This is a genomic window from Pseudomonas schmalbachii (genome assembly GCF_017589465.1).
Taxonomy (GTDB): domain Bacteria; phylum Pseudomonadota; class Gammaproteobacteria; order Pseudomonadales; family Pseudomonadaceae; genus Pseudomonas; species Pseudomonas schmalbachii.
Map to the genome: position 1 here is coordinate 173,246 of NZ_JAELYA010000001.1, position 22,022 is coordinate 195,267.

Below are 22,022 nucleotides of genomic sequence, written 5' to 3' on the forward strand. Positions count from 1 at the left end.
GACCCATCTCCATCAACTGCCGCACGCGTCAACGGAACAGAGGCATAGCGTATCAACCTTTGGAATGCGCATTAGAAGCATTCCTCATAGGTGCCAGGCCCCGATGTCATGAGGCCGGCCGGGTTCCGCAAAACCCAGGGCGAATGCAAGGTTGGACCCGATCAGCAGGTGTCAGATTCAACCGCTCGGGAAAACTGATGAAAAATCTGACAGCAACTTCGTGAAATTCTGACATAGCAGTCAGACATTTCTTTCCAGACTCGCCGCATCCCACTTTTGAGGCGGCGATCATGAAATCCCTTCGACACGACTGGCTGTTGTTCCCCAACCTGCGCCGGTCGAGACTGGCCCATGCCATAGGTCTGTTGCTGGCCGGGCTCGGCGGCTCCTTCGAGGTGGATGCCGATACCGATGTCGCGACTATGGGCGGCTCCGGCATTGCCGACGACGGCACCTACTCCGGCCAGGTCATCAAGCTGAAAGCCGCGAACACGACCGGCGTCCTCGCGGGAGCCGGCAAGAACATCCGGCTCGACGCCTGGAGCATCGAAAGCGGTGCCGTCAATGCCGCCCAGGCCAAGGATCAGGTTGGATTGCACGCAGAGAACGGCGGCCAAATCGCCGCCAGCGGCAGCAGCGTGGTTCTTGAGCCCAGGACCGGCGCCGGAGCAGTAGTCACCGCCAGCGACATGACCGGCGTGCTCGTCGAATCCGGCGGTTCCGTCTCCCTGACCGACACCGACGTGCTGGTGGGCGGTAATGTCAAGGGCAACAACAACCGCGGAGTGGTCGTGACCGGAGATGGCTCCGCCTTCGACATGAGCGGCGGTTCGATCGGCACCACATCCTGGGGCGCCATCGGCCTGTCGGTCGAAAATGGCGGGCAGGCCACGCTGAGCAACGGCACCAGCATCGCCACCAGCGGCGCACGCAGCACCGCGACCGCCGGCAGCCATGGCCTGCGAGTAACCGGCGCGGGCAGCTCGCTCACTGGCGACAGCATCAGCGTGACCACCACTGGCACCTCCGCCTATGGCGTGCGAGTCGACGATGGCGCCCGCGTCGACCTCACCGATTCCAGTGTTGCTACTAGCAACAGCTACGGTCATGGCGTACTGGCGGACAACGGCTCCGTCGAGATCACGGGCGGCACCATCACTACCACCGGCAAGGGATCGGTCGGCGCCTGGGCGCGCAATGGCGCAAGCATCGTGCTGAAGGACGGCACCACCGTACAGACCAGCGGCGCCGCCCTCTCGACAGCTAGCCCGCTCGACAACGAGAAGACGCTGAGCCTCAGCCATGGCCTGCTGGCCACAGGCGGCGAAATCGATGCCAATGGCATCTCGCTGCTGATCGGCGGCGCCAGCGCCAGCGCGGCCCGTGCCGAGGACGGCGGCAAGATCACGCTGACCGGCAGCACGGTCGAGGTCAGCAGCGCCGCGACCAGCACGACGACCACCGCCATCCTGCATGCCTTGGCCAACAGCCAGATCGTGGGCTCGAAACTGACGATGACCACCACCGGCGCCAACATTGGTGGCGCTCGCGCGGAAGGCAGCGGCGCCAGCGTTGAACTAAGCGACAGCACGGTCAACGTCAGCGGGGGCGGCAGTATCGCCAACCCCGCCGCCGCGGCGCGCGCCATGGCCGGCGGCTCCGTGGCAATCGATGGCTCGTCACTGTCGGCAACCGGGCTCTATGGCCATGGCGTGTCCATCGAAGGCATCGGCTCCCATGGCAGCATCTCCGGCTCCAGCATCAGCGTCGGCGGCAACCGCGCAATTGGTATCAACGTTACCGGGGGCGCCACTGGCGAGGTGAGCGAATCCAGCATCCTCGTCGACCAGGCGCCTGGCGCGATTGGTCCCTGGGCTCCCGGAGCACTGGTAGATGGCACAGGTTCCCGACTGGGCCTGACCGGCAGCCACGTGCATACCACGCAGAAATCCAGCTACGGCGTTCAGGCAACGAACGGAGCGTCGCTCGGCATGAGCAAGGGCTCGGTCACCACCGACGGCAACTATTCGGCGGCGATCACCGCAGCGAACTCGACCGCTACCGTCGATAACGTGAGCGTCACCACCCATGGCAACGACAACGCCATGGGCATCCTGGCTGACACAGGAGCCACGGTGACGGTCACCGGCGGCACGGTGACCACTACCGGCGATGGCTCGCCCGTGGCCAGCAACCTGACCTTCCCCCACGGCCTGGCATCGCGTAACGCCGGCGCACTGCTGACCGCCACCGGCACCAGCGTGACGACCACCGGCAAACAGGCCTACGGCGCGGCGGTCGACGATGGCGGCAGCATGGTGCTGAACAACCTTTCGATTCGGACCGAGGGCGACTATTCGCGCGGACTCTATGCCGGTATCGGCGAGGCCAAGCCTGGCGTAGTCAGCCTAAAGGCGAACAACATCACCGTGGAAACCCTCGGCGACCAGGCTGCCGGCGCGTTCACCAGCCGGAAATACAAGGATGAAACCGCGAATCTCGACTTGGTCCAGTCCACCATCCGCACCCACGGCCAGCAGTCCCACGGCCTGCAATCCGAGACCGGCGCCGCGTTGACGGCCACCGGCAGCGTAGTGACGACGAGCGGCGAAGGCGCCCTTGGCGCATTCGCCAACGACACCGCCAGCATCGGCCTGGATACCGTGGGCATCGCCACTTCCGGCGCCTCGGCGCATGGCATCGTGGCCCGCAATGGCGGCAGTGTCAGCGGCCAGGGCGTGGTTTCGGAAAGCAGCGGCGCCCAGTCCGCCGCCCTGTATGTACAGGGAACCGATGCAGCAGCCGGCACAGTCACCCTTCAGGACAGCGTGCTGCACAACCAGGATGGCGCCACCATCGCCGTGGCAGGGGTTGGCGATGTCGACCTCAGCCGGACGATCGCCAGCGGCAGCGGGCAATGGCTGAACGTCGACAATACGGCGCTGAGCGATGCGGCTAGCGTGCCCGACTTCGGCACCGGCCAATGGCAAGGTATCGGCCAGTCCGTCGCGGCCGTCGGACGGGCGACAGTCGATCTGTCCAACTCCGTGGTCGTCGGCTCGGCGAATACCGCAGCCGGCAGCTCCTCGGACGTGACGATGCGCGATACCAGCATCTGGAATCTCACCGGCGACTCCAACCTGAGCACCCTGCGCAACCAGCAGAGCCTGATCGACTTCAGCACTCCGGCCGCGGGCAAGTACAAACAACTGCGCGTCGGCAACTACCAGGGCGATAACGGTACCGTGGCGCTGAATACCTACCTTTATACCGACGACTCGCCATCCGACCAGCTGGTGATCGACGGCGGCACCGCAGGCGGCAATACCAACCTGCAGATCAAAAACGCTGCCGGCCCGGGGGCGCTGACCACCGGCAACGGCATCAAGGTGGTCGATGCCGTCAACGGCGGCACCACCGATGCCGCGGCATTCCGCCTGCTCAGCCGGGTCAAGGCCGGTCCCTACCAGTACACGCTGAACCGTTCCAGCCTGGACGACAGCAATCCCGAAGCCTGGTATCTGCGCTCGACCAAGGTTACCGGCAGCACGGGAGGCGGAGATGACCCGGAGCCCCCGACCACTCCGAGTACCTCGGCCGCCCCTACTGCCCCCGGGGCGCAGGAACCGGTTTCTCCCCTGGCGATGCCAGTTCAGGTGCCCAACTACCGCGCCGAAACCTCGCTGTACAGCGCGATTCCGGCAATGGCGCTGAACTACAGCCGGGCCATGGTGGACACCCTGCATGAACGGGTCGGCGAGGAACGGCGCCTGTCTACCGAACCGCTGCCCAGCGAAGAACGGGAAACCTACGGTCCTTCGCTCGGCTGGGGCCGGGTGATCTACCGCAAGGGCGACGACTCGCTGCCCGGCGGCGCCCGGTACGACTACCGGGTGCATGCCTTCCAGGTCGGCGTCGACCTGTATCGCCATGAAGATACCGATGGCAGCACCGACCAGGCGGGCCTGTCGTTCTCCTCGGGCAAGCTGAGCGGCAGCGTCGATCACGAGGATGGCCGCAATACCGGCGACGACTCTCTGCGCGCCACCGGTATCGGCGGCTACTGGACGCACTTCGGTCCGGACGGCTGGTATCTGGATGGCGTGCTCCAGTTCAATCGCTTCGATATCGAAGCCAATCCCAGCGAAATGCCGAAACTGAAGACCAAGGGTCGTGGCGTCACCGCTTCCCTGGAAGCCGGCCGACCGTTCAGGATCGACGACGATGAGAAGGACAAGGACGTCTATATCGAGCCGCAGGCGCAGATCATCGCCAGCAAGCTGAAGATCGACGACGCCCGCGACGAAGCCGCCGACGTGCGCTTCGAGGACGTCGACTCGCTGACCGGGCGCCTGGGCGTGCGCATCGACCGGGACATGTTCCGCACCGACGACAAGGGCAAGACGCTGCGGACCAACGCCTGGGTGCGCCCGAGCGTGTGGCACGAGTTCAGGGGCAAGGCCCGGACCGAGTTCTCCTCGGCCGACGGCTACATTCCGTTCGGCACCGAGATGAGCGGCACCTGGGGCGAGCTCAACGCCGGCATCGACTATCAGGTCAGCGAGCGCACCACCCTCACCGGATCGCTCGGCTATCAGAAGGCCTTTGGCGATGACAGCCGCAGCTATGAAGGCATGCTCGGGGTCAAGGTGAACTTCTGAGCCGCCGGTTGGGCGGGCTGCAATGCCCACCGTAGGTTGGCGCTGAGCAACGCGAAGCCCAACATCGCCATCGTTGGGCTTCACTGCGTTCAGCACCAACCTACGCGGGCTCTGGCCCAGTCCCGTAGGGCGGGTGCAACCCGCCACAAGCCGACGCTGGAACAAAAAAAACCGGGCCACAAGGCCCGGCAAAGTGCCAACCAGCAAACGAATTAATCAGGCCCGCGGCATCAACCGGTCGGATGGCATGGTTACTGATCGAAAACGATGACCGAACGCGCCAACTCGCCACGGCGCAGTTCGTCGAAGCCCTCGTTGATCTGCTCCAGCCTGATGCGCTGGGAAATCATCTCGTCGAGCTTCAGGCGGCCCTGCATGTAGAAGTCCACCAGGTTCGGCAGATCCACCGGGAAGCGGTTGGAGCCCATGAATGAACCCTGGATCTTCCGCTCCTGCAGCAGCGCATAAGGGTCGAGCTCCAGCCTGGTGCCCGGTTTGATCATGCCGATCACGGTGGCGCATCCGCCGCGACGCAGCATGGCGAAGGCCTGCTCGGCGGTCTGCTTGAGGCCGATGCATTCGAAGGAGTGATGCACGCCGCCGCGAGTCAGCTCGATGACCTGCTGGACCGCATCGCCGTTCTTCGGATTGACCACATCGGTGGCGCCGAACTGCTTCGCCAGTTCCAGCTTGGAATCCAGCATGTCGATGGCGATGATGCGGCTGGCACCGGCCAGCGCCGCGCCGTTGATGGCCGACAGGCCGATGCCGCCGCAGCCGATCACGGCCACGGTCTCGCCCGGACGCACCTTGGCGGTATTGAATACCGCGCCGGTGCCGGTGGTCACCGCGCAGCCCAGCAGCGCCGCGCGATCCAGCGGCATGTCCTTGCGAATGGCGACCAGCGCGTTCTCGTGCACCAGCATCTGCTCGGCATAGGCCGAAAGATTGATGAACTGCACCATCGGCTTCTGCACGTAGGTCAGGCGCGGCTCATCCTCTGGGCCGCGCTTGGTCTCCGGGGAAACACACAGCGACAGGTGGCCGGTGACGCAATGCTCGCAGTGGCCGCAGAAGGCCGACAGGCAGGTCACCACATGGTCGCCCGGCTTCACCGTGCGCACGTCGGAACCGACCGCCTCGACGATGCCGGCGGCTTCGTGACCGAGCACCACCGGCGCCGGATGGGGATAGGCGCCATCGACGAAGTGCAGGTCGGAGTGGCACATGCCGACCGCGACGGTACGAACCAGCACCTCACGCGGGCCGGGCTTGCTGATGCCAACGTCTTCGATGGTCAGCGGGGAGCCTGGCTGGTGGAATACGGCTGCTTTCATGGAATCACCTTTGAACGAAATGAATTTGGAGCGGATCGCTCAACGCTTGATCAGCGAACCAACGATCTGCCGAACCTGCTCGACATAGGGCGGGCGCATCAGGTCCGGACCGTCGCCGGCACGCAGGACCGACCTGGCGTGACTGAAAGTCCTGAAGCCGTCGAAGCCGTGGTAGGCGCCCATGCCGCTGGGGCCGACGCCGCCGAACGGCAGGCTCTCGACTCCGACGTGCCTGATCACGTCGTTGAGGCAGACGCCGCCGGAGGTGGTGCGTTCGAGGACGAAGGACTCTTCCGCCGCGTCGTCGCCGAACCAGTACAGGGCCAGCGGGCGCGGATGGGCGTTGATGTACGCGACCACCTCGGCGATGTCCTTGTAGGGCTTGATCGGCAGCAGCGGGCCGAAGATCTCGTCCTGCATCACCTTCAGCTCGTCGCCGGGGTTGCGCAGCAGGGTCGGGGCGATCTTGTGGTGTGGCTGGTCGGCGAAGTCCTCGCCGGCCGGGTTCAGTTCGATCAGCTCGACGCCGGCCTCGCGGGCCTCGTTCAGGTAGCCCTGCAGACGCTCGAAGTGGCGGGCGTTGATCACCGATGTGAAGTCCGGGTTGTCCTTCAGGCTCGGGAAGTAGCCGGCCAGCGCCGCGCGGGTGACGACGATGAAGTCCTCCACCGACTCTTCGGGCACGAACACGTAGTCCGGCGCGATGCAGATCTGCCCGGCGTTGTGCATCTTGCCGGTGATGATCTTCGTCACGGCGCTCTTCAGGTCGGCCGAACGGGAAACGATGGTCGGCGACTTGCCGCCCAGTTCCAGGGTCACCGGCACCAGGTTCTCGGCGGCTGCGCGCATCACGTGCCTGCCGACGCTGGTGGCGCCGGTGAACAACAGGTGGTCGAACGGTTGCGAGCAGAACGCCTGGCCGACGTCCGGGCCGCCGGTGATCACGGCGACTTCGTCCTCGGCGTACACCGAGCGAATCATCCTGGCCATCAGCTCGGAGGTTTTCGGGGTGAACTCGGAAGGCTTGAGCATCACCCGGTTGCCGGCGGACAGGGCGCCGGCCAGGCCACCGAAGGCCAGGTTCACCGGGAAGTTCCACGGGCTGACGATGCCCACCACGCCCAGCGGCTGGTATTGCACCCAGGCTTCGCCGCGGTCGGTATACCGCGGTTCGGGCTTCATCCACCCGGCCAGTTGCGCCTTGGTCTGCTTCAGCGCGGCAATCGGCGAAAGCACCTCGGTGACGCGGGAAAAATCCTTGCTGCGGTGGCCGAAGTCGGCGCACACCGCATCGATGATTTCCTGCTCGTGGTCGACCAGCAGGCCGATGGCGCGGTCGATCAGTTCGATACGCTGTTCAGCGCTCAACGGGCCCGTGGCCAGGCTGGCGGCGCGCTGTTTGTCGAGAATGGCACGGATGTCGGCCACACCCGGGTTGTCACTGGCGCTCATTGCGATGTCCCCTTTCTTGTTGGTAGGCGCTGGCGATTTACGGCCCCCGGATCGGGCGCCGCGCCGCGCTCACTGAAGCGGCCCCCATGGTTGAGCAACGCCCACCACCCTTCGCCACCCGAATCAGGTGGCCGGGCGAGCTAGCCGAGAATGCCCTTGGCCTTGGCCCAGTGGATGGCCTGGGTGCGCCGGCTGGCGCCGAGCTTCGCGTTGATGTTCTTGGCGTGGTACTTCACCGTGTTCACCGAGATGAACAGGGTGTTGCCGATTTCCTGGTTGGACAGGCCCTCGGCCAGCAGCTTGAGCACGGAAACCTCGCGCGGGGTCAGCTCATCCAGGTAGTAGCCGCGACGCAGGGCTCGGGCGGAGAGCGGCGATGCTTCCGCGGCAACCTCTCCGCCGCGCTCTTCGCCCGCCGCCGCGCCGTCCTGTGCGTCCTCGAGAACGACGCCCATGTCGGCCAGCGCCCGCTGCACGTCCCCGGTCAGCATGCCGAGGCCGCTGTGCCTGCACTGCTCGTACAGCGCGACGAGCCGCAGCCGGGCATGTTCGGGGTGGCCGGTTTCGCATTCCGCCAGGGCCAGCATCAGCTGGTTGCGCTGCGGCAGGGACGGCATGCCCAGCGGCGCCAGGCGTGGCGTCGCGCCAAGCAGTTGCTCCGCCAGGGCGCGGGCCATCGGCAGAACCTGCTCCCAGCGGCCCTGGCGCGCGAGGATGCGCATGGTCTGGTGGGCCAGCGCACCCTTGTAGCAGGACTCGTGGATATTCCCGCAATGCATGCGCCGCTCGCCCTCATGCAGGTACATGTGCGCCCGGTCGAAGGCGCCATGGCAGGCGGCGGTCTCGGCGAGCGCCAGATAGGCTGGCAGCAGGTGCGCGCCCGAGCAGGTGCGCATCTGCCGTAGCGCGGCCTGCAGGGCGCTTTCGCCTTCGCCGAGGCGTCCCTGCAGCAGGTGCAGCTCGCCCTGCACCAGCAGCAGGCGACCGAGTACCGGGCTGGGGCCGTCGTCGGGCGGCAGCCGCGCCAGGTCTTCCTGCAGCAGCGCTTCGGCGAGACCGAACTGCCCCTGCAGGGTCAGCAGCCGGATACGTTCGACGTCGACCAGCAGTTCGCCATCCAGATAACCCTGGCGGCGCGCCAGTTCGATGGCTGCCTGCAGGTTCCGCCCGGCCTCCTCCAGTTCGCCACTGGCCATGGCGACGCGGCCCAGGGTCACGTGACAAAGCACTATCGCCAGCCAGTCGCGCGCGGGCAGCCGGGCCAGCGCATCCCGGCTGTGCAGCCGGGCGAGCCGGGCATCGCCGCGATGACTCTGCAGGCTGCCATGCAGCGCCTGCCAGTTGGCCAGCAGACGGGTGTTGCGCGCCGATTGCGCCAGCGGCAGGAAATTCCCCAGATGCGCCAGGTAATCCTCCGCCTCGTCGAGACGGCCGCTGAACAGCAGCGCCCGCGTGCAAAGGCAGAGCAGCCGGGGCGTGCTGTGCAGCAGATTGACGGGGATGCGGTCCTGCCAGCCGATGAACAGGCTCAGGTGGCGCTTGCTGAGCAGCCAGTCCAGCTTCAGTCGTTCCATGTAGCTGGCGGCGACCTCCGGCTGCCCGGCCGCCAGCGCCAGCTCGATGGCCTCGTTCAGGTGGCCGGCCATGCTCAGCAGACGGCAGGCGCGCAGACGCAGGCGCTTCATTTCCGCGGGAGCCTGCATGCCCTGCAGTGCCAGGGCCACCGCCGGCAGCAGGCGATACCAGCCGTCCTGCCGTTCGAGCGGGATGAAGAAGGCCTGGGATTGCAGCAGTCGCCGGAAGATCGGGCCACCGCCCTGCTCTTCCCAGAGTTCGGCGCAGAGCTCGGCGGACATCTTCGGCAGATGCGCCAGGCCAATCAGCACTTCGCGCTCCACCTCGTCCAGGCGAGCCAGCAGCTCATGCTGCAGGTATTCGCGCAGCAGCGACACGCTGGCTGCGCCGCCCCGCGCCAGCAGGATGCGGACACCCGTACACCAGCCCTCGGTCCGCTGCCAGAGTTCCGCGCGGGATGCGTCGTCCAGGCGCGGCAAAAGCCGGTCGACCAGGGAATCGAATTCGTCGCGGGATAGCGCCAGTTGCCGGGCATCCAGCTCCAGCAGCTCGTTGCGCAGCCGCAGGCGTGGCAGATTCCAGTCGGGACGCTGGCGGCAGGTGACCAGCAGCTGCACAGCGCACGCCGGCAGCGCCAGCAGGCGTTCGATCCAGTCGTCGAGATCGGCGGGCAGCTCGCCCGGCAGGTCGTCGAGAACCAGGTAGACCGGATCGTTGCCGGCGGCCAGGCGATCCAGCAAGGCGTCCGCATCGGCGGTCTTCGCCTGCGCCGAATCGAGCTGCGCGGCGATCCTGGCGCAGAGCTTCTCCAGCGACAGGGCTTTCCCCGCCAGATCCAGCCAGAGGACTCTTTTCGGGCCGGGCTTGCGCGACAGCCACTCGCTCAGCAGGACGCTCTTGCCGAACCCCGCCGGCGCACAGAGCAAGCGCAGGCGGCGGTCTTCGCCCAGCAGCGCATCCAGCAGGCGCGGACGCAGCAGATGCCCATCGGGCAATTGCGGAATATGTGCGGCGTTGCCTCGTACCACGAAAAGCCTGACACCAACACCCTGCATGGCGGACCTCGATCAGTCTGGTTTGACGAAACCATCGATCCAGCCGGGAGAGCGTGCGGGGGATCGCCCCGAACTCGCCACATCCCTGCTGGAGGCCGGGACATGTTCGAACGGGACCACCCACCATGCGCCACCCATGTCAGGTGGCAGGGGAAAAACGACATGGCGCCCCTGCGACGGGGCGCCGTGTCGTGTACCGCACTTGCGGGGCTCAGCGGATGCCGGCGTTGCGCAGGGCGGCCGGGGTGAAGTCGTTCATGCTGAACTTCTGGCCGTACTGGGTGGAGCGCTTGGCCTCGTTGGTCATGCCGGTCACCGCGTAGCGTCCGGCGATCAGGTCATACAGCGCCTGGGCCGCATAGGTGCTGGCGCCCTGCTGGTAGTCCAGCACCTGGTGGCCCTCGCCGACGCGCCACAACTGGCCGCGGCCGTCGTAGTGATCGGCCTCGACGATGGCCCAGGTGTCCTCGTCCACGAAGAACCGGCGCTTGGCATAGATATGCCGCTCGTCCGGCTTCACCGTGCCTTCGACGACCCATACGCGGTGCAGCTCGTAGCGGGCCAGGTCCTGGTCGATATGGCCGGGCTTGAGGATGTCGGCGTACTTCACCTTCGGCGACCACAGCTTGTAGCTGTTGTACGGCACGTACATTTCCTGCTTGCCGATCAGCTTCCAGTCGTAGCGGTCCGGCGCGCCGTTGTACATGTCGGCGTTGTCGGCGGTACGCATGCCGTCGGCGGCAGTGCCCGGACCGTCGTAGGCCACCTGCGGGGCGCGGCGCACGCGGCGCTGGCCGGCGTTGTAGGCCCAGGCCAGGCGCGGCTCCTTGATCTGGTCGAGGGTTTCGTGGACCAGGGTGACGTTACCCGCCAGGCGCGCCGGAGCGACGATTTCCTGCTTGACGTACATGAGGAAGTTGGCGCCCTTCTCCAGCGAAACGTCGGGCATCGCCTGGGGGAACCCCAGGTCCTGCCTGAACTCGACGATGGTGTAGGAGCCATTGGCCTGCGGGGTGGCCTGGGCGACCACCTGGGTGTAGTTGCTGCCGCGATAGCGGGCCTCGTGGTTCCACACCACTTCCACGCCGTTCTTCGGGATCGGGAATGGATAGTAGTGCGACTGCTCGAAGTTCTTCAGGCCGTTGCCGTCGTTGATCGACTCGGTGGTCACCGCGCTCTTCTTCGCCGCGTCATAGATCGCCTGCGGAGCGGCGGCGCTACGGCGGGTCGGATACACCGGGATTTTGTAGGTTTGCGGGTAGCGCTGGAACATCGCCAGTTGGCCGGGGGTCAGCTTGTCCTTGTACTGGTCGACGTTGGCCTTGGTGATGGTGAACAGCGGCTTGTCGCTCTCGTACGGGTTGCCGAGGAAGCCGTTGGCATCCACCGGCGCGGCGCCCGGCTGGAGGCCGCCGGTCCACTCCGGAATGCTGCCGTCGGCATTGCCGGCTTTCTCGCCGCCCAGCGGAGTCAGGCTGGTGCCGAGCTTGGCGGCTTCTTCCGGGGAAACCGCGGCCATCACGCTGGAAGCCAGCAGCGACAGCGCCAGGGCACCCACATGCATGATTGTTGTTTTCATGTGCATTACCTCTCGGTGGATCAGAAGTTCACGCCGACGCTGAGTGCGACGAAATCGCGGTCGACGTTGGTGTTGAAGTCACCACCGAAGAAATCGGTGTAACTCAGGCTCGCGGTGTAGGTGTTCAGGTAGTCCGCATCGAGACCGATGCTGATCGCCTTGCTGCCTTCCTCGAAGTTCGGTCCCCAGCCATCCACGTCATGCGACCAGGCCAGGCTCGGCGCCAGGTTGATGCCGGCGAACACGTTGGAGTAGTCCAGACGGGCGCGGGCGCGGTAGCCCCAGGAGTCGGTGGTATAGAAGCCGTGGTTGCTGCACTCGCGCTGTGCGGCATCGGTGGGCAGCGGGCAGGCAGCCCCCGTAAGCGGGCCGGAGCCATACACCGGGCTGCGGCCAAAGCGCAGTTCCGTGCTGGAGGCGTCGGCCAGGCCATTGATGCGGTTGTAGCCGACCTCGCCGACCAGGGTCAGGCGGCTGGCGCCCCAGACCTGATCGATGAACTGGGTGGCGGTCATCTGCGCCTGCAGCACCGGCATGCGCTTGTAGCCGTTGATGCTCGCACCGAGTCCCTGGGCGCTGTTGTTCACCGTGCCGGTGGTGATCAGCGGCGAGGTCGGCACGCCCAGCGTGGCGTTCAGCAGGTCCGCGGTATTCAGCTGCAGCGGCATGTTCGGCCGGTAGCTCACCTCACCGCCCAGCGAGGTGCCGCCGACGTTGGTCTGGAAGCTCAGGCCGTAGAGACGGATGTCTTCCGGGAAGTCCATGAAGTAGTGGGAGTTGCGGATCGCGTTGATCTGCGCCACCTGCTGCGCCTGCGGTGTGGCGCCGCCCAGCCGGCTGGTGGAGTGCACCGTGCTCAGGTACGGATTGCGGCTGTGATAGTTCATGTAGTAGGCGCCGAACTCGGTGTCGTTCAGTTCGGGCACGAACCAGCGCAGCGCCACGCCGTACTGTCCGCCGTCGCTTGCCTCGTTGTCTTCCAGGCGCGGGATGAAGGCATCGTCGGTGCCTGCGGAGATGCCGGCGATGCTGGTGTTCTGCGCCACGCCCGGCGCCAGGTCCGGCCCGGCGGCGACCAGGCGGTCGTTGCAACCCTGCGGCACGGCATCGTTGCCGAAGAAGGTCCCGCAGTTGTCGACGATGGTCTTCTCCCACTGCAGCTGGTAGAAGCCCTCGGCGGTGACGTTCTCGGACAGGCCCTGGGACAGGTAGAACATGTTCACCGGGATCAGGCCTTCCTTGATCTCGGCCCCCGGGCGACGCACGGCAGCCACGTCGATCGGGTTGATCACGTTGATGCTGTTCTGGATGAAGGTGCTCTCGCCCCAGCTCACCACCTGCTTGCCGAAGCGCACGTTGCCGGGCAGCTCGCCGAGGTTGTAGTTGTAGTAGACGAAGGCATCGAGGAACTCCGCACCGGACGACTTGGCCAGGTCTTCGCGGCCGCTGTCGTCGATGTCGTAGAACAGCCGGTGCTCGTCCTTCAGCTCGAAGTCGTACCAGTACTTGCCACGGATGAGCGCGCCGCCGTCGCCGTATTTCAGCTCCAGGTCGTGCAGGCCCTTGAAGATCTTCGAGAAGGTCTCGCCCTTCTTGAAGTTCAGGCGGTTGTCGTCGGCGGTACGGCTGGCCGCCTCGCCACGCTTGCCCATCACGTTGTTCGGCGAAATGAAGGATGGATCGCCCCCTCGCAACGCCCAGCTGGCACCCATCGACAGCGATGAATCGAACCGTCCCTCTATCTCCCCGATATTGAATTCAACGGCGTTGGCCTGCGCGCTCACGCCCAAGGCTACGGCGGCAGCCAGCAATTGCGGCTTGAACACACCGCGCTTTGTTGTTGTTCTCATGCAGCGCTCCGAATAGCTACTACGGTCATTGGAGGCCTCATGCTATTGAGCCGGCCGGACGTTCTTGACACCCGATCGGGTAAGTTTTCATTGCCTCCAGCCGCTTCTTGCGAGGGGATGATCGGGCGCCCTGTTACCCAGGGTTACATTCACCCGCGCAGCGCTACGCGGACCGACTCCGTAGGGCGGGTGCAACCCGCCATGCTGTCGTGGACTGGCGGGTTGCACCCGCCCTACCGCTGCTAGGCTTTCAGGCACTCAATCGATGTCCGGAGGTGCCGTGATGACTGCCTCGCTCGCCGCAATCGACAGCGCCATCCCCGCAGTGGCACGGAAAATCCGCGTGCTCGACGCCCTCGCCTGGCCGGACGGACTGGAAGACCGCTTCCTCGACAGATGGCACGCCGGCAAGCCGGAGCTGCCCAAGGTGAGCCTCGCGCCACGCGACCACCGCAGCGAGATAGGGGAACTGGAACGCCTCGCCGACCAGTGCGACGACGAGCATCCCGCCGGCCAGTTCCTCGCCGCCACCGCACGCAGTTACGCCACCGCCGGACGCATGCTCGGCGCCATCGGCACGCCGGAATTCAGCGAGCATTCCGCCCGCCTCTACCGCCGCCCGGACTTCGTCTACCGCCGGCAGAAACTGACTTCTATGGACAGCGCGCGCTTCTTCCTGGAAACCACCGACGCGCTGCTCGACAGCAAGCACATCCCGCCGACGGTGGCCGATATCACTGCGCAGGAACTGGCCGACTGGATGCAGCCGGAGCTCGACCGCTTCTTCGGTCCGGAACGGATTCGCGTGGTGCTCGATCCCGACCTGGCGTCCAAGGCCATCGCCGGTGCGACGCGCATCCGCCTGCGCGCCAGCGCGATGTTTTCCGAGCAGGACAAGAACCAGCTGCTGCAACACGAGGCGTTCGTCCATGCGGCCACGGCGCAGAACGGCATGGCCCAGGCCAACCTCGGCTGCCTCGGCCTCGGTTCCCCGCGCACCACGGAAACCCAGGAAGGCATCGCCATGCTCGCCGAACTGCTCACCGGCAGCATCGACATCCAGCGTCTGCGGCGCATCGCCCTGCGGGTGATCGCCGTGCAGCAGGCGCTGGACGGCGCCGATTTCGTCGAGGTATTTCGCGGCTTTCTGGATGCCGGGCAGTCGGAGGAGGAATCGTTCCGCTCGACCCAGCGGGTGTTCCGCGGCGGCGATGTGCGTGGCGGCGTCGCCTTCACCAAGGACGCCTGCTACCTCTCCGGCATGATCAGCGTGCATACCCTGCTGCGGGTGGCCATCCGCGACAATCGTCCGGAACTGGTCCGCCAGCTGTTCGCCGGCCGCCTCACCTCGGCGGATGCGGTGCGCCTGGCGCCGCTGTTCGAATCCGGCTGGCTGAAGATGCCCAGCTACGTGCCGCCCTGGGCCCAGGACATGCGCCGGCTGGCGGCGGCCTTCGCCTTCTCGGCGTTCATCGGGCAGATCAAGCTGGACCTGGTGGACCTGGAGCGCTTCGTCAGGCTGGAAGACGAGCGCTATCTCTGAATCGGAATTTCTGCGGATACCGGCGTTTCAACTGCCGGTGAATTTCGGGGTGCGCTTCTCGACGAAGGCCTTGCGGCCCTCCAGGCGGTCGCGGCTGTCGCGCAGCAGGCCCCAGTGCAGGTTGGCCTGGGCGATGAAATCGCGCGGATCGAGGTGGGTGGTTTCCACCGCCAGCTTCTTGATCGACTGCACCGCCAGCGGACCGTTGGCGGCGATCTTCGCGGCCAGTTCCAGGGCCAGCGGCAGCAGGCGCTCGCGCGGCACCAGGTCGCTGACCAGGCCGATGCGCAGGGCTTCGGCGGCATCTATCGGCTCGCCGGTCAGGGCCATTTTCATGGCGTGGGCCGCCGGCACCGCACGCAGCAGGTACTGCACGCCGCCGACCGCGGGGATGCTCGCCACCCTGGCTTCCGGCAGGGCGAAGGATGCGCCCTCGGCGGCGATGCGCAGGTCGCACTGCAGCGCCAGTTCCAGGCCGCCGCCCAGGCAGTAGCCGTTGATCGCGGCGATCAGCGGTTTCCAGATTGCCAGGTTGCTGAGGTCGATCAGCCGCGTATAGCCGCCCTCCTCGGCCTCGGCTTCGCGGCTCTTCAGCACGCTGGTGGCGAAGCCGCTGGCCGGCGACAGGGACGCCTTCAGGTTGGCGCCGGTGCAGAACGACCGTTCGCCGCGGCCGGTAAGGACGATGGCGCGGATCTGCTCGTCGTCCTGGCAGGCCACCAGCGCCTTGCGCAGATGGTTGAGGTCGCCGATGGTCAGGGCGTTGAGCGACTCCGGCGCATCGAGGGTGATCACCGCGATGTGGCCGTCGATCTGGAATTGAATAGCCATGCCGATGCTCTCCTGGTTCGACAACGGGCGCCGGTCTGCGCCGGATATTGGCGGCTAGTAGAGCAACAGCCGGGCGCGCCACCGCCACCCGCGTCGGGTGGAAGCGCCGGAGCCCCGTGCCAGAGCCTGCTGGGAGCCGGGATGGCCGTTCTGCCGGGGAATCTCTGCGGTACACTCCGCTGATCTTGAGACTGAATTCGCCTGGATCGCTCATGGAAAAACAACAAAAAACGGGCGCGGTGCGTCCCGCTTCCGCCCCTGCCCGCGCGCTGCACCCGATCGACAGCAGCAAGCTGATGCCGCCACGCAGCACCGCCCGCATCGTCGCCCGCGAACGCCTGCTGGAACAGCTGCTGGAAGCGCGCCGGCGCCGCTGCATCGTGCTCAAGGGACCGGCCGGATGGGGCAAGACCACCGTGCTGCTGTCCTGGCGGCAGAAGCTGATCTCCTTCGGCTTCGACGTCGCCTGGCTGACCCTCACCCAGGACGACAACGACCTCACCCGCTTCCTCGACTACCTGCTCGCCAGCCTCGCCTACCTTTCGCCGGAGATCGTCCGCGATGCCTCCCTGCTGGAAGGCAGCGGCATCGACCGCGAGGGCGTCGAGCGCACCGTGGTCACCCTGGTGCGCGGTATCGCCAGTCACCCGCGCGAAGTGGTGCTGGTGCTCGACGACCTGCACACGCTCACCGACACCACCATCCACGAAGCCCTGCAATGGCTGCTCGACTACGCGCCGGCCAACCTGCACCTGGTCCTGGCGTCGCGCAGCACGGTGCCGCTGTCGCTGGCGCGGCTGCGCAGCCAGGAGCTCGCGCTGGAACTGGACCTGCGCGACCTGCGCTTCACCCCGGAGGAATCGGAGCAGTTCCTCAAGGCGCAGCTGGGCGATATCGACGCCCGCGACGCCCGCCTGCTGCATGACCTCAGCGACGGCTGGATCGCCGGCCTGCAACTGCTTTCCGTGGGCCGCAAGAAGGGCAAGGCCGCCATCCAGTCGCCGGTACAGCTGCGCGACACCGAGGCGTTCGCCAGTTTCTTCGAGAGCGAGGTGCTGTCGCGCCTGTCGGCGGAGGATGTCGAACTGCTCCTGCACATGGCGGTGTGCAACCGCTTCTGCGCCTCGCTGTGTGCCGCGTTGAGCGGTCGCCCCGAACACGATGCGGTGACGCTGCTGGCGCGGCTGGAAAGCGACAACCTGTTCCTCATTCCCATCGACAGCGACGACCCGGAAACCTGGTATCGCCTGCACCCGCTGCTGCGCGAAAACCTGCTCAAGCATTTCGAATCGCGCAGCGAGGAAGAACGGCGCAGCGTGCATGCACGGGCGTGGGTGTGGTTCCGCGAGCACGATCACCTGGACGAAGCGGTACGCCATGCCGTGGCCGGCGGCGAAGCGGAGGCGGCGACGCGGCTGGTAGAACACCGCATGGAAACGCTGTACGCCCAGGGCGACCTGCGCGTGCTCCTCGAACTGATCCGCCAGTTGCCGGCCGAGCAGGTCCGCAGGCACATCGGCCTGCGCCTCCTGCAGGCGCGCATGCATATCTACGCCCGCGAGTTCGCCGCCTGCATCGAATGCGTGGAACAGCTGGAGCGCGACATTCCCCACGACCACCGGGAAGACCGCTTCCATCTCGCCCTGGTACGCGCCCTTCTCGCCATCCAGCGCGACGACACCGACAGTGCGCTGGCGCTGCTGCCCGAGCTGATCGACCCGCCGGAAGGCGCCGATGCCGCGTCGGTTGGCGGCAGCATCAACCTGCGCTCCTGGCTGTGCATGCATCGCGGCGACTACGAGGAAGCCCGGCGCATCCAGGTCGAGCGGCCGGCGCTGACGATCAACGGCGCCCCGCTGCTGGGCACGCCGGGCGGCGTCCTGCAGGGCCGCTGCCTGATCGGCCTGAGCTACGCCATGCAGGGCCGCATGAACCAGGCCGAGCGGGTCTACCGCGAGGTGCTGCACGAGGCCGAGCGCGGCGGCAAGGCCTGCGCCGAATCGATGTACATGGCCATCGCCCTGCTCGGCGAAGTGCTGTACGAGATGAACGACGTCGCGGCGGCGCACAAGCTGCTGGCCGACCGCATCGACACCCTCGAACGGATTTCCATCCCCGACTCGGTGCTGCGGGTAATCGAGGTGCTGTGGAAGGCCGAATGGCGGATCGGCAACCGCCTGGAGTCCGGCGCCTACATGGAACGGCTCGAAGAGTACGCGACCAAGCTCGGGCTCGACCGCCTGCTGGCCCACAGCCTGAACTGGCAGTTCCTCTGGAGCCTGCTGCAGGGCGAACGGGCCGACGCCGAAGCCAGGCTGGAACGCCTGAACGCCCTCGACGCGCGCCATCCCCATGCCGAGGACAGCGCGCTGAAGGAAATCTACCTGCTCGCCGAAAGCTGCCGCGTCCGCTGGCAGGCCAGCCAGGGCGACCTGAAAGGCGCGGCGCGGCGCCTGGAGCGGCTGATCGAGCGCAGCGAAGGCACCGGGCGGCAACTCGGCACGGCGCGCCTGCTGATGCTCGGCGCGGTATTCGACAGGCAGTTGGGGCAGCCCGACGCGGCTCGCGCCAAGGTCATCGAGGTGCTGCGCTGTGGGCATCGTCTCGGCCTGCTGCGCAGCCTGCTGGATATCCACCCGGCGGCGGCGAGCCTGATCGAGGAGGTCACCCGCGGCGAGGCCCTCGACCCGGTGCTGGCCTTCTATGTCGAGCGCCTGCTAGCCACGCAGCCCGTGCCCGCTACCGAGCAAGCCCCGGCACCCGCCGACCCGCGTACGCGCAAGCCGCTGACGGCAAGCGTGGAGCCGCTGAAGGAGCGCGAGATGGAAATCCTCCACCTGCTCGCCCAGGCGCTGCCGAACAAGAAGATCGCCCGCACCCTCGGCCTGTCGCCGGAAACGGTGAAATGGCACCTCAGCCACATCTACAGCAAGCTCGGCGTGAGCAGCCGCGACGAGGCCGTGGCGCGCATGCGCGATATGGAAACCGGGCTGGAGGACTAGCGCCTTCCGCCTGTACATCGCCGCCCGCGACGGCGGCGATGCGCCCCTTTCCCCGCCACCCGCCATGGGTGGCGTTCCCCCTCTCCTGCTCGCCTACCGTGGCGGCGTGTCGTTCCACGCAAGACCGCCACCTATCCGTTCGCAACCAGGAGATAACAATGTCCAACAAAGTATTCGTCGCCGGCGTCGGCATGGTTCCGTTCACCAAGCCCGGGGCCAGCGAAAGCTATGACGTGATGGGCGAGAAGGCCATCCGCCAGGCCCTGGCCGATGCCGGCCTGGACCTTTCCGACATCCAGCAGGCCTATGCCGGCTACGTCTACGGCGACTCCACCTGCGGCCAGAAAGCCCTGTACCGCGTCGGCATGACCGGCATCCCGGTGATCAACGTCAACAACAACTGCTCCACCGGTTCCTCCGCCCTGTTCCTCGCCCGCCAGGCCGTGCGCAGCGGCGCGGTGGATTGCGCGCTGGCCTTCGGCTTCGAGCAGATGAACCCGGGTGCGCTGAAATCCGCCTGGACCGACCGCGCCCCGGCCATGGAAATCTTCCAGAAGCAGTCCATCGAACTGACCGACGTGCCGGACATCCCCAACGCCATCCGCATGTTCGCCGGCGCCGGCAAGGCGCACATGGACAAGTACGGCACCCGGCTGGAAACCTTCGCCAAGATCCGCGCCAAGGCCAGCCGCCACGCCGCGCGCAACCCGCTGGCGGTGTTCCGCAACGTGGTCAGCAGCGAAGACGTGATGAACGCGCCGATGCTCTGGGACGGTGTGATCACCCGCCTGATGGCCTGCCCGCCGACCTGCGGCGGCGCCGCGGCGATCGTGGTTTCCGAAGCGTTCGCCAAAAAGCGCGGCCTGCGCACCGACGTGCTGATCGCCGGCCAGGCGCTGACCACCGACCTGCCGAGCACCTTCGAAGCCCGCGACATGATCCGCCTGGTCGGTTACGACATGGCCGCCCTGGGCGCCAGGCAGGCCTACGAGGAAGCCGGCATCGGCGCCGAGGACGCCCAGGTGATCGAGCTGCACGACTGCTTCGCGCAGAACGAACTGCTCACCTACGAGGCGCTTGGCCTGTGCGTCGAAGGCAGCGCCGAGCGACTGGTCAACGATGGCGACAACACCTATGGCGGCCGCTGGGTCACCAACCCGTCCGGCGGCCTGCTGTCCAAGGGCCACCCGCTGGGCGCCACCGGCCTGGCGCAGTGCTACGAGCTGACCCGCCAGCTGCGCGGCGTCGCCGAAGGCACCCAGGTGGAAGGCGCGCGCGTCGCCATCCAGCACAACCTTGGCCTGGGCGGCGCCTGCGTGGTGACCGTGTACCAGAAGAACTGAACAAGGGACGTCACCACATGATCGACAAGAAACACATCGGCATGCAGTTGCCGGCCTTCTCCGTGACCGCGGAAGCCGGGCAGCTGCGCTTCTTCGCCAAGTCCATCGGCGAGACCAGCCCGGTCTACTTCGACGAGAACGCCGCCCGCGACGCCGGCCACCCCGGCCTGCCGCTGCCGCCGACCTTCCTCTTCTCGCTGGAGTTCAACATCCCGTCGAACGCCTGGCGCGACGAGCTGGGCATCGTCCCGGCGCGCATCCTCCACGGCGAGGAATCGTTCAAGTACCACCGCCCGGCCTACGCCGGCGACACCCTGCGCTTCGAAGGCCGCATCACCGACATCTACGACAAGAAGGGCGGCGCCCTGGAATTCGTGGTGCGTGAAACCCGCGTGACCAACCAGCACGGCGAACACGTGGCGGACCTGCGCACCGTGCTCGTACAGCGCAACGGCTGAACCGGAGAATCCAGATGAGCCAATTCGACTTCGATACCCTGCAGGTCGGCGACGAACTGCCGCCGCTGACCCTGGCGCCGATCAATCGCACCACCCTGGCGCTGTTCGCCGGCGCCTCGGGCGACCACAACCCGATCCACATCGACATCGACTACGCGAAGAAGGCCGGCATGCCGGACGTATTCGCCCACGGCATGCTGTCGATGGCCTACCTCGGCCGCCTGCTGACCCGGTGGGTCGACCAGCGCCAGTTGCGCGAGTACGGCGTGCGCTTCGCGGCGATCACCCAGCTCGGCGACGTCATCACCTGCTCCGGCAAGGTGGTCGGGAAGGACGAAACCAACGGCACCCTGCGCCTGGAGCTGAGCACCCGCAACCAGGCGGGCGAACTCAAGCTCGCCGGCGAGGCGGTGGTCGCCAGAACTGCTTGAGTCCTTCCCGCGCCGGGTTGCCTGCGGGTGGCCCGGCCGGGAATTTTCGGTTCGCTTTCGACATCTTCCCCTCACCCTAACCCTCTCCCCAAGGAGAGGGGACTGCCCGGCATTGCCGGCTGGCACGGCATTCATCCCGACGCCAATCTGCCCCCTCTCCCTCCGGGAGAGGGTTGGGGTGAGGGCGTCCCAGCGCTGGGATGACCATCGTAGGTTGGCGCTGAGCGCAGCGAAGCCCAACATCCGCCGACCGTGGCACCGTTGGGCTTCACTGCGTTCAGCGCCAACCTGCGCGACTATTCTCAAATAAGATGCCTGACGCTCGGTGGACTTCTTGCGCATCCCGCAGGCGTCGGCTACCACGCCACGCTGGAGGACATCGTCGCCAACCCGAAGGACATCCGGATCATCGAACTGGAAGCCGTGCAACTGGTGCGCGCGCTGGACGACGTCGACCTCGCCCAGGGCTACCCGCACTACATCCGCCTGGCCGGCACCCTCGACCCGAAGAGCGCGCTGCTGTTCGACGGCATCGAGAACCGCGAGTACGTCATCCAGTTCGTCACCCGAAACGACTACGCCGATCCGGATGGGAAATTGAAGAAATTCGTCGACATCTACCAGCACTCGCCGCAGGTGCGCGCAGCATTGGACAAGGCGCATGGGGGGCTTTACCAGCCGGGGTGGTGACTTGAAAGCCCCCTCACCCTAACCCTCTCCCATTGGGAGAGGGGACCGTGCGGTGCATCGGATGACCGCTGCAGTCAGCCGGTGGCACGGATTGCCCCCTCTCCCTCCGGGAGAGGGCTGGGGTGAGGGCAAACCAACCACACCAAACCTTGTAGGAGCCAGGGGACGCCTAGTTCTTGCTGGCTCCTACCAAAAGCGCGACGAATCGCCTGAGA

The 22,022-nt window shown here is 66.5% G+C and carries 12 protein-coding genes and 1 pseudogene; 7 read left to right on the forward strand and 6 right to left on the reverse strand.

Going from position 1 to position 22,022, the window contains the following annotated elements; genetic code table 11:
• Positions 1-290 precede the first annotated feature (290 nt).
• Complete coding sequence (locus JFY56_RS00820; protein ID WP_208311592.1) at positions 291-4,661, forward strand: autotransporter outer membrane beta-barrel domain-containing protein; 4,371 nt, start codon at positions 291-293, stop codon at positions 4,659-4,661.
• 251 nt (positions 4,662-4,912) lie between these two features.
• On the opposite strand, the gene JFY56_RS00825 is transcribed toward JFY56_RS00820, so the two are convergent.
• The 5 genes from JFY56_RS00825 to JFY56_RS00845 form a co-directional block, all read right to left on the reverse strand.
• On the reverse strand, positions 4,913-5,998 hold the full coding sequence (locus JFY56_RS00825; protein ID WP_208311593.1) for a Zn-dependent alcohol dehydrogenase: 1,086 nt from the start codon (positions 5,996-5,998) through the stop codon (positions 4,913-4,915).
• Positions 5,999-6,037: 39 nt separating this feature from the next.
• Positions 6,038-7,450, reverse strand: a complete 1,413-nt coding sequence (locus JFY56_RS00830; RefSeq protein WP_208311594.1) for a coniferyl aldehyde dehydrogenase — start codon at positions 7,448-7,450, stop codon at positions 6,038-6,040.
• A gap of 140 nt (positions 7,451-7,590) precedes the next feature.
• Entirely contained in the window at positions 7,591-10,053 is a 2,463-nt protein-coding gene (locus JFY56_RS24310) for a LuxR C-terminal-related transcriptional regulator (protein ID WP_328824779.1), read from the reverse strand.
• Between the two features lie 238 nt (positions 10,054-10,291).
• A complete protein-coding gene (locus JFY56_RS00840) occupies positions 10,292-11,659 on the reverse strand; it encodes a DUF1329 domain-containing protein (RefSeq protein ID WP_208311595.1) in 1,368 nt (455 codons plus the stop codon).
• A 20-nt stretch (positions 11,660-11,679) separates the two neighbouring features.
• Complete coding sequence (locus tag JFY56_RS00845; protein ID WP_208311596.1) at positions 11,680-13,509, reverse strand: DUF1302 domain-containing protein; 1,830 nt, start codon at positions 13,507-13,509, stop codon at positions 11,680-11,682.
• Between the two features lie 280 nt (positions 13,510-13,789).
• Between JFY56_RS00845 and JFY56_RS00850 the strand changes: the two genes are divergently transcribed.
• Positions 13,790-15,052 carry a flavohemoglobin expression-modulating QEGLA motif protein gene (locus JFY56_RS00850; RefSeq protein WP_208311597.1) on the forward strand — a complete coding sequence of 421 codons (1,263 nt, stop codon included), beginning with the start codon at positions 13,790-13,792 and terminating at the stop codon, positions 15,050-15,052.
• Between the two features lie 27 nt (positions 15,053-15,079).
• On the opposite strand, the gene JFY56_RS00855 is transcribed toward JFY56_RS00850, so the two are convergent.
• Complete coding sequence (locus tag JFY56_RS00855; RefSeq protein WP_208311598.1) at positions 15,080-15,883, reverse strand: enoyl-CoA hydratase/isomerase family protein; 804 nt, start codon at positions 15,881-15,883, stop codon at positions 15,080-15,082.
• 212 nt (positions 15,884-16,095) lie between these two features.
• Between JFY56_RS00855 and JFY56_RS00860 the strand changes: the two genes are divergently transcribed.
• From JFY56_RS00860 to JFY56_RS00880, 5 genes and pseudogenes are all read left to right on the forward strand, one after another.
• The gene (locus JFY56_RS00860; RefSeq protein WP_208311599.1) at positions 16,096-18,885 is read left to right on the forward strand and encodes a LuxR C-terminal-related transcriptional regulator; all 2,790 of its coding nucleotides are present in this window, start codon (positions 16,096-16,098) and stop codon (positions 18,883-18,885) included.
• 158 nt (positions 18,886-19,043) lie between these two features.
• Positions 19,044-20,228, forward strand: a complete 1,185-nt coding sequence (locus tag JFY56_RS00865) for a lipid-transfer protein (RefSeq protein ID WP_208311600.1) — start codon at positions 19,044-19,046, stop codon at positions 20,226-20,228.
• Positions 20,229-20,245: 17 nt separating this feature from the next.
• Positions 20,246-20,686: a MaoC family dehydratase N-terminal domain-containing protein gene (locus JFY56_RS00870; protein ID WP_208311601.1), complete on the forward strand. Its 441-nt coding sequence runs from the start codon at positions 20,246-20,248 to the stop codon at positions 20,684-20,686.
• A 14-nt stretch (positions 20,687-20,700) separates the two neighbouring features.
• Positions 20,701-21,117, forward strand: coding sequence for a MaoC family dehydratase (locus JFY56_RS00875; protein ID WP_208311602.1), 417 nt, complete (start codon positions 20,701-20,703; stop codon positions 21,115-21,117).
• Positions 21,118-21,438: 321 nt separating this feature from the next.
• A pseudogene (locus JFY56_RS00880) lies at positions 21,439-21,807 on the forward strand (MetQ/NlpA family ABC transporter substrate-binding protein); the annotation flags it as partial.
• Between the last annotated feature and the right edge of the window lie 215 nt (positions 21,808-22,022).